Raw genomic sequence first — 6,974 nt, 5'->3', positions numbered from 1 at the left:
AACCGTCGCCGGGGCGGCGATAATCGGTTGACGGGGCGCGGCGGCGCGGGCAAGCTGAAGCTCGCCGGATGTTGCGGCGCCGCAAGCGGAAATGCGATTCGACGGAGATCGCGCGAGAGCGGCGCCGGACGGCCGGCGGACGCCCGGCGCCGAGTGGCGCGGGGCGCCTCAGAATGGTCGAGGGGGCTTCTTGGCGGACCGATTGAACAGGAGCGTGCTGGCGGCTTGCGAGCAGCGGCTATTGGGCGCGATCGTTTCGCGCCTCCCCCTATCGGTGACGCCGGACCGCCTGACGGCGGTCGGGCTGTTGGGCGCATTGACGACGGCGGCGGGGTTTCTGCTGTGCCATTGGTCGGCGTGGTTCCTGATCGCGGTGGTGGCGGGCCTGGCGGCGAACTGGTTCGGCGATTCTCTGGACGGGACGCTGGCGCGGCACCGGGCGATCGAGCGTCCGCGCTATGGCTTCCTTCTGGATCATTCGAGCGATCTGATCGCGCAGAGCCTGATCGTTGTGGGTCTCGGGGCGTCGCCCTATTTCACCATGCCGTCGGCGCTGTTCGTGCTGTCGCTCTATCTTTTGATGAGCTCCTACACCTATCTGCGCGTGGCGACGGAAGGGGTGCACCGGCTGTCCTATGGCGGGATGGGCGCGACGGAGTTCCGGCTGTTGGTGGCGGCCTGGGCGCTGATCGCGCAATGGGCGGGCCCTGGCCTGATCGAGGCGCGCATCCTGCGCTCCGCCTGGATCGACGTGGCGGTCGGCGGCCTTTCGGCGCTGGCCTTCGGCCTGTTCGTGACGATGGTCCGGCGCGATCTGGCGCAGATGGACGCGGACGACCAGGACGCGCCGAGCGCGACGATCCACCGCCTGTCGCCGCCGCGCCGACGCGAGGCCGCCGAGCCCGTCCCGCCGCCCCCGCCCGAGTCCGCCCCCGCTCCCCAGCTCCAGAGCGTGTCGCTGCGGTAGGCGGCGCATTGCGGCGACGCCCGCCCTCGCGGCGCATCCTAGAGGTTGCGGGGTCGGCGGGCGCGCCGATCAGGGACCTCCACCTTGTTTTTTGGCCTCCGCGCGCCAGTTCGTCGGCGGAAGGGCTGGCGCGGCCGGCGTCGCCCAGGAGCCCCACGGCGATTTCGGCATGAGCAGGGACAGGCGCGACATCGCCCTCGTGACGGGCGCCAGCGGGTTCATTGGCGGCGCGGTCGCCGCTCTGCTTCTCGAGCAGGGCTTCGCCGTGCGCGCGCTCGTCCGGCGCAGCAGCCCGAAGACCAATCTGCGTCCGCAGTTCGAGATCGTGGAAGGCGACGTGACCGACCGCGAGAGCGTGGCGGCGGCGATGGCCGGCGCGCGCTTCGTGTTCCATGTCGCCGCCGACTATCGGCTGTGGGCCCCGGACCCGCGGACGATCCTGCGCACCAATGTCGAGGGGACGCGCCTCGTGATGGAAGAGGCGCTGCGCGCCGGCGTCGAGCGCGTCGTGCATACCAGCAGCGTCGCGACCCTCGCGCCCGACGCACAAGGCCTCTGCGACGAGACGCGGCGCCTCGTCTGCGATGCGCGGCTCGGGCCCTATAAGCGCAGCAAGCTGCTTTCCGAGCGCCTGGTCGAGGAGATGATCGCGCGCGACGAGCTCCCGGCGGTCATCGTCAACCCCTCCGCGCCGCTCGGTCCCGGCGACGTGCGTCCGACGCCGACCGGCCGCATCATATTGGAGGCGATGCGCGGCAATATGCCCGCCTATGTCGACACCGGCCTCGCCGTGGTCCATGTCGCCGACGTCGCCGCCGGACATCTCGCCGCTCTGCGCCACGGGCGCATCGGCGAGCGCTATATTCTCGGCGGCGACAATCTCGCCCTTTCGACAATGCTGGCCGAAGTCGCGCGTCTTTCCGGCCGCCGGCCGCCGCGCCTGCGGCTGCCGCGCTGGCCCCTGGTGCCGCTCGCCCACGCCAATGAGGCGATCGCCCGCGTCACCGGCCGCGAGCCCTTCCTCAATGTCGAGGGACTGCGCCTGTCGGCGACGACCATGTTCTTCGATCACGACAAGGCGATGCGCGAGCTCGGCTATCGCCCGCGGCCCTATGGCCAGGCGATCGCGGACGCCGTCGACTGGTTCCGCGCCTGGGCCAAGGCGCAGCCGCGAGTCCTCGACGAGGCGCGCCGGGCGCCGGACGGCGCGCTGCGGGATTAGAGCGCCGCTGCAGCCGACTTGCCTTTCTGAGGAGCGAGCCTGAAGGCTCGCGGTCCAAGGGAGCGTCTCTGGACTGCGAGCCTTCAGGCTCGCTTCGAAACCCTTCGGTTCGACCGGCTCCGACGAGCGCGAGCGCGGCTATCGCCCCTTGCGCCGCGCGTCGCGACAGGGCAATTCTCGCGCGACCTCATTGTCGGCGAGAGAGCGATCATGTTTCTGGTTCGGGGCGCGCGCCGCGTTCCGCCCGCGGCGGCGGTCCGCGCTTGCGCCGCCGCCGTCGTCGCGGCATGGCCCATGGCGGCGCTGCCGCAGGCTTCGCCCGGCTTCACCCTCTGCGTCGCGCCGCAGCCTCCGGGCTGCGCCCTGGCCGACAAGGCGGTCGCCTCCTGTGACGCCGACATGGAGGCCTATGTCGCTCGCGTGTTCCGCTATCGCGAATGCCTCGCGCGGGAGAGCGAGCGCGCGGTGGCGCAATCGAACGATGTGATCGACGATTGGCGCTGCAAGCGCTTCGCCGAGCGGTGCCGGAGATGACCGCGGCGCCCGTTCGGCGCAGGGTGGTCTATGATGTGACGCGCCTCGTGACGCGCGCCCTCAACCGCACGCCCAATGGCATCGACCGGGTCGATTTCGCGCTGGCTCGCCATTTTCTGGAGGCCGCCGACGCTGACGACGTCGCGCTCGCCTGCGCCGCTCTGGGGCCCCGGCTCGCCCGCGCCTCCGACGCGCTGCGCACGCTCGTCGACATCGAGACCTATTGGAACGAATTCGTGGACCCGAGCGCCGATCCGGCGTTCGAGGCGCTGATCCGCGCCTTCGACGCGCCGCCGGCGACGGGCGGCGCCGCGCGAGTGAGGCGCTCGGGGCTCGATATGGTGGCGGAGAATGGGCGCGCCATGCGCCGCTGGGCCTTCCGGCTCGGCCGCTCGACGCGGCAGGCGCCGAGAGGCGCCGTCTATGTCAACGCCAGCCAGTTTCCGCTTCACAAGGATTGGCACCTTCGCTGGCTCGAGCGGCGGCCGGATGTGAAGCCGGTGTTCTTCGTTCACGATCTGCTGCCGCTGGAGGCGCCGGAGTTTTTCCGGCCGGCGGAGCAGGGCAATCATCTGCGCGCCATGCGCAATATCGTGCGCCTCGCGGCGGGCGTCATCGTCGGCTCGGAGGCGGTGGCGCGGCGCTTGCGCGCCTTCGCGGCCGAGGAGGGGAGGGCGGATCTGCCGCTCTGCCGCGCCGGCCTGCCGGTCGCGCCGGCGTTCGCCAACGGCCCGCCGGCCGATCCGCGCCTCGCCGGCCGCGATTATTTCGTCTGCTGCGGGACCATCGAGCCGCGCAAGAATCATATGACGCTGCTCGCGGTCTGGCGCGACCTCGCCGAGCACCTCGGCCCGGCGACGCCGAAGCTGGCGCTGGTCGGCAAGCGCGGCTGGCACAATGAGAATGTGCTCGATCTCCTGGAGCGCAGCGCGGCGCTGCGCCCCCATGTCATCGAGGCTTCTGGCCTCTCGACCCCCGCCCTGCGCAGCCTGCTCGCCGGCGCGAGAGCGGCGCTCGCCCCGTCCTTCGGCGAAGGCTTCGGATTGCCGGTGGCGGAGGCGGCGGCCTGCGGCGCGCCGATCATCGCTTCCGATATAGAGACATTTCGCGAGATCGCCGCCGGCGCGCTGGACTATGTCGATCCGCTGGACGGGCTCGGCTGGAGGGATGCGGTTCTCGCCTATTGCGAGCCGGGGTCGCGCCGGAGGGCGGAGGCGTTGCGGCGGCTCGCGGGATTTCCGCGGCGAGAGGTCGGAGGCTTTTTCCAGACGGTCGACGATTTCATCGCGGGGCTTTGACCTGTCGACGGCTCGGCGGGAGCCCCTGCGCGCTTGCGGCGTGCGTCAGTCGAATTGAAAGGTTTCGAAAGAGCGAGCCTGAGGGCTCGCGCCCGAGAGGCTCCAAATTCGTCGACGCGAGCTACAGAGGCGTCGGCAGCGTTCGGCGGACGGCCGCCGCCGCCCCGCAACCGCCCGTCCTTGCCCGGCTGGCGTCGGTCGCCTATCAAGGCGGCGATCGATCCGATCGGCGAAACGAAGAGGCGCGGATGTCCAATCCATCGAATTTGCCGAAATGGAGACGGGTCGTCGTCAAGCTCTCGGGCGAGGCGCTGATGGGCGATGCGCCGCACGGCCTGCATGCGCCGACGCTGGAGCGCATCGCCGCCGATCTCGCCGCCGCGGCGGAGCTCGGGACGCAGATCGCCGTCGTCGTCGGCGGCGGCAATTTTTTCCGCGGCATTTTGGGGGCCGATAAGGGGATAGAGCGGGCGCGGGCCGATTCGATCGGCATGCTGGCGACGGTGATGAACGGCCTGGCGCTCGAGCAGGCGATCGAGGCCAAGGGCCGGCAGGCGCGCTGCCTCTCCGCCGTGCCCATGCCGTCGCTGTGCGAATCCTTCTCGCGGCGGGCGGCGCTGCATCATCTCGCCAAGGGGCGGGTGGTGATCGCCGCCGGCGGCACGGGACTGCCCTTCTTCACCACCGACACCCCGGCCGTGGTGCGCGCGGCGGAGCTTTCGGCCGACGCCGTGCTCAAAGCCACGCAGGTCGACGGCGTCTACACCGCCGATCCCAAGCGCGATCCCGACGCCCGCCGCTATGAGACGCTCACCCACGACGAGGCGATCGCCAAAAATCTCGCGGTGATGGACACGGCCGCCTTCGCGCTCGCGCGCGAGAACAGGATCCCGATCGTGGTGTTCTCGATCGCGGCCGGCGGGGCGATCCGCGCCATTCTGGAGGGCAGGGGCCGCGGCACCTATGTGCTGCCGTAAGCCGCGAATCTCGACGCGCCCACCTTCTCCCGCAGGGCGGGAGAAGGTGGGCCTCGCGTCAGCGAGGGTCGGATGAGGCCGCCTGCAGTCGCCGCTCTGCCCAAAGGACCCTCATCCGACCCCGCTTCGCGGGGCCACCTTCTCCCACGAGTGGGAGAAGGGGCGCGCCCTTTTCTGCGATCGGTCGCTTACGCCGGGACGCAAGTGTTCGGAACCGGACACACTTCGTCGCAATGCGGCGTGCCGCCGTCGCATTCCGTGCACTTCTTCGGGTCGATGATATAGGTGTCGCCCTTCATGCGAATGGCGGCCGTGGGGCAGTCGAACTCGCAGGCGCCGCAGACGGTGCATTGCGACGCGATGATCTTGTAGGCCATGAAAGTCTCCCCGAATGCGCATCTTTCGCGGCGCCGGCGGAGCGGCGCCGCCTTCTTCATTGCGACATGCGCGGACAAGCAAGAATCGTTTCAATTCCAACCGGCGGCGGCGGGCGGGGGGCGCGACAGGCGGTCGCGCCCGGGCGCGCGGCAGGCGGCGGCGCCCAAAAGCCTACATTGCCAGTAGAATAACAATCCGGTTTAATCCGGCGCCGGCGCGACGCGGCGAAAGAACTGGGAGACCAAAATGCCCCTAGACAGCAAGCATCCCGAGACTCTGGCCCTCCACGCCGGCTGGCGTGCGGATCCGGCGACGGGCGCCGTCGCGCCCCCCATCTATCAGACGACCTCCTACCAGTTCCGCGACACGGAGCATGCCGCTAAGCTGTTCGCGCTCGAGGAGCTCGGCAATATCTACACGCGCATCGGCAATCCGACGACCGCGATCCTCGAGGAGCGCCTCGCCGCGCTCGAGGGCGGCGTCGCGGCGCTCGCCCTCTCTTCCGGCCAGGCGGCCTCGGCCTTCGCGCTGCAGAACCTCGCCCGCGCCGGCGACAATGTCGTCGCCTCCACCGATCTTTACGGCGGCACCTGGAATCTCTTCGCCAACACGCTGAAGGAGCAGGGCCTCGACGTCCGCTTCGTCGATCCGAGCGATCCAGAGAATTTTCGCCGCGCCACCGACGCGCGCACCCGCGCCTATTACGCCGAGACGCTGCCCAATCCCAAGCTCATCGTGTTCCCGATCGCGGAAGTCGCCGCCATCGGCCGCGACTATGGCATTCCGCTGATCGCCGACAACACCGCCGCGCCGCTGCTCGTCAAACCCTTCGAGCATGGGGCGGCGATCGTCGTCTATTCGACGACCAAATATATCGGCGGCCACGGCACGTCGATCGGCGGCGCCATCATCGACGGCGGCAATTTCGATTGGGAGAAATTTCCCGACCGCCAGCCGGCGCTCAACACGCCCGATCCGAGCTATCACGGCGCGGTCTGGGTGGAGGCGGTGAAGCCGCTCGGGCCCGTCGCCTATATCATCAAGGCGCGCACGACGCTGCTGCGCGATCTCGGCTCGGCGCCCTCGCCCTTCAACTCCTTTCTGACGCTGCAGGGGATCGAGACATTGCCGCTGCGCATCGAGCGGCATGTGTCGAACGCGCAGGCGGTCGCCGACTTCCTCTCGGCGCGTCCCGAGGTGACGAAGGTGATCCATCCCTCGCGCCAGACCGGCGCCGAGCGCGAGCGGGCGGACAAATATCTGAAGGGCAAATATGGGGCGCTGCTCGGCTTCGAGCTGGCCGGCGGGCTCGACGCGGGCCGCCGCTTCATCGATGCGCTGAAGCTCTTCTATCACGTCGCCAATATCGGCGACGCGCGCAGCCTCGCCATTCACCCGGCGACGACGACGCATTCGCAGCTGTCGCCGGAGGCGCAGCTCGCGACCGGCGTGACGCCGGGCTATGTGCGCCTCGCCATCGGCATCGAGCATATCGACGATATTCTCGCCGATCTCGATTCTGCGCTGAGAGCGGCGGGGGCGTGAGGAGAGGGGCCGCGCGTCCGCCCCGCTGAATCGACGAGCGAGCCTTCATCAGG

The 6,974-nt window shown here is 69.8% G+C and carries 7 protein-coding genes; 6 read left to right on the top strand and 1 reads right to left on the bottom strand.

All coding sequences use genetic code 11. From position 1 onward, the window contains the following. The first annotated feature begins 190 nt into the window (after positions 1 to 190). The 5 genes from K3F48_RS17495 to pyrH all read left to right on the top strand — a co-directional run bounded on the left by K3F48_RS17495 (position 191) and on the right by pyrH (position 4,998). The gene (locus K3F48_RS17495) at positions 191 to 967 is read left to right on the top strand and encodes a CDP-alcohol phosphatidyltransferase family protein (RefSeq protein WP_255609280.1); all 777 of its coding nucleotides are present in this window, start codon (positions 191 to 193) and stop codon (positions 965 to 967) included. Positions 968 to 1,136: 169 nt separating this feature from the next. Then, positions 1,137 to 2,189: a hopanoid-associated sugar epimerase gene (gene hpnA, locus K3F48_RS17490; RefSeq protein WP_222576713.1), complete on the top strand. Its 1,053-nt coding sequence runs from the start codon at positions 1,137 to 1,139 to the stop codon at positions 2,187 to 2,189. A 210-nt stretch (positions 2,190 to 2,399) separates the two neighbouring features. Beyond that, a complete protein-coding gene (locus K3F48_RS17485; RefSeq protein ID WP_222576712.1) occupies positions 2,400 to 2,723 on the top strand; it encodes a hypothetical protein in 324 nt (107 codons plus the stop codon). Then, entirely contained in the window at positions 2,720 to 4,021 is a 1,302-nt protein-coding gene (locus K3F48_RS17480; RefSeq protein ID WP_222576711.1) for a glycosyltransferase family 1 protein, read from the top strand. Before K3F48_RS17485 ends, K3F48_RS17480 begins: the two co-directional genes overlap by 4 nt. Before the next feature lie 248 nt (positions 4,022 to 4,269). Continuing rightward, positions 4,270 to 4,998: a UMP kinase gene (gene pyrH, locus K3F48_RS17475; protein WP_222576710.1), complete on the top strand. Its 729-nt coding sequence runs from the start codon at positions 4,270 to 4,272 to the stop codon at positions 4,996 to 4,998. Between the two features lie 188 nt (positions 4,999 to 5,186). Here pyrH and K3F48_RS17470 read toward each other — a convergent pair whose 3' ends face one another. Continuing rightward, on the bottom strand, positions 5,187 to 5,375 hold the full coding sequence (locus tag K3F48_RS17470) for a 4Fe-4S dicluster domain-containing protein (RefSeq protein WP_003610451.1): 189 nt from the start codon (positions 5,373 to 5,375) through the stop codon (positions 5,187 to 5,189). Between the two features lie 247 nt (positions 5,376 to 5,622). Between K3F48_RS17470 and K3F48_RS17465 the strand changes: the two genes are divergently transcribed. Further along, entirely contained in the window at positions 5,623 to 6,921 is a 1,299-nt protein-coding gene (locus K3F48_RS17465; protein WP_222576709.1) for an O-acetylhomoserine aminocarboxypropyltransferase/cysteine synthase family protein, read from the top strand. Positions 6,922 to 6,974: the final 53 nt, after the last annotated feature.

It is taken from the genome of Methylosinus sp. Sm6 (genome assembly GCF_019802345.1).
Taxonomy (GTDB): domain Bacteria; phylum Pseudomonadota; class Alphaproteobacteria; order Rhizobiales; family Beijerinckiaceae; genus Methylosinus.
This window is presented reverse-complemented; position numbering and strand designations above follow the sequence as displayed.